Consider the following 2106-nt stretch of genomic DNA (forward strand, 5'->3'; position numbering starts at 1 on the left):
TTGAAAAACTTGACTAAATGACATAGTTACCTTCAAGCTATAAGGCATATATTGGTAATCTCATCAGGTTGCTAATTTAAAGGTCACATTAACCCAAAAAAAGCATGAATGGCACTTGGCAAATTATTACACAATCAATCAGTGAGCCAATTCAGGCTAATTTGATGTTAGCCTCAAATATTTTGGCACAAACTGAAGCAAATCCTGTAAATATAGTGTCCCAAAATTTTACAGCAATTGCAATTTTGGACATAGTAACAGCAATTGCAATTCTAGTTGTAGGCTGGATAGTGGCTTGGATTCTCTCCAGCTTCCTTGGAGGACTATTCAAGAAGACCAAAATCGATAACAAAATTGCTGGTTGGGTAACGGGTAGTCAAGAACAAGCTCAGAATTTACCAGTGGAGAAATGGATCTCCTCTTTGATTTTCTGGATCATCATGATCTTTGTTCTGATAGCTTTCTTCGATAAGCTCAACCTCACCGCAGTTTCTGAACCTCTCAATGCTTTCCTGACCGAAATAACTAGCTTCTTACCTAATGTAGCAGCTGCCCTAATTTGGCTAGGTATTGCCTGGTTAGTGGCAACTATAGCTAAATTAGCAGTTACTAAAGGACTGAGGACATTTGGTTTAGATGACCGTCTGAACCAGCAAGTTAGTGATGGACAAACAGAAAATCAAGTGCAAATTAGCGATACTATTGCTAATGCTATCTATTGGTTGATTTTCTTGTTATTCTTGCCTGTAATCCTGGAAGCTTTACAACTACAGATTGCACTACAACCTGTTCAGAACATTGTTGACCAAATCCTGCAGTCTCTTCCCAGAATTCTCAAGGCTGTTATTCTAGCTGGAGTAGGTTGGTTAGTTGCTACTGTGGTTAAGAAAGTTGTTACTAATCTTCTGGCTGCTACAGGTGTAGACCAAATAGGTAGTAGGTTTGGTATGAGTCAAACTACTGGGGGTCAAAATCTTTCTTCCATTATTGGCACAGTTGTTTATGTTCTGATATTGATTCCTGTAGCGATCGCTGCTCTGAGCGCTCTGGATATTTTGGCCATTACTACTCCAGCAGTGGCGATGCTCAATGATATTCTGACGTTTATACCGAAAATCTTTGCTGCTGCTGTGATTTTGGTAGTTGCTTATTTTGTTGGTAGATTTGTTAGTGATTTAGTTACTAATCTTCTGACTAGCGTTGGTTTCAATAACCTTTTCAACTGGCTTGGTTTAAGTTCAACACAACCAGCTTCTGATCCAAATGCTACTGTAATTCAGGGTGAACCTGGTACTCCTGGGGCTAAACCTACTGCACGGACTCCTTCAGAAATTGCTGGTATTGTAGCTTTTGTGGGTATTATCCTTTTTGCCACAGTTTCAGCTACCCAGATTATGGAGTTGGAAGCTCTGACCTTAATTGTCAATGTTGTAATTTATATTGCAGGTCGGGTTCTTTATGGTTTAGTAGTATTGGCTATAGGTCTATACTTGGCTAACCTTGCTTATAATTTAATCACCAGTTCTGGCAATTCTCAAGCTAGACTTTTGGGCCAGCTAGCTCGAATTGGGATTATTGTATTAGTCTCAGCTATGGCTTTGCAACAAATGGGAATTGCTCCTAGTATTGTGAATCTAGCTTTTGGACTTTTCATGGGAGCAATGGCAGTAGCTATTGCTTTAGCTTTTGGTTTAGGAGGACGAGATATTGCTTCTTCTAAAATTCAAGAATGGTTAGAGCAGTTCAAAAATAAGAAATAATAAGTAGTTAAAGCTACTGCAAAAGTATTGTATTGGGGAGAGTAGAAAAAATTTTAAAGATTTTAATCATCCTCTCTCCACCGTAAGCATTCAGCGGTCAGCTATCAGCTATCAGCTTTATTACCTTTAGTGGACAATTTAAGCTTGTTGTTCTTGTACTTCAATTCTTCGTATAAAAATGTAGTAGAAGTTAACAAAATGCTTGCTTCATTCATTAAAAAGCTGACTACGAGAGCATTCCGTAGGAATAGCTGACTGCTAATAGCTGAATGCTTACTCTCCACCTAGTCAAAATCTCAAACTATTGCCATGCATCAATAACTAAACTATTGTGCTTTTTGTCTGA

1 protein-coding gene is annotated in these 2106 nt (G+C 38.4%); it reads left to right on the forward strand.

Going from position 1 to position 2106, the window contains the following annotated elements; all coding sequences use genetic code 11:
• The first annotated feature begins 104 nt into the window (after positions 1-104).
• Positions 105-1760 (forward strand): mechanosensitive ion channel, encoded by a 1656-nt coding sequence (locus tag F6K13_RS30090; protein WP_124146002.1) that lies wholly within the window; start codon positions 105-107, stop codon positions 1758-1760.
• Positions 1761-2106 lie beyond the last annotated feature (346 nt).

Origin of the sequence: Okeania sp. SIO2B9, from assembly GCF_010672505.1 — a bacterium.
GTDB lineage: Bacteria > Cyanobacteriota > Cyanobacteriia > Cyanobacteriales > Microcoleaceae > Okeania > Okeania hirsuta.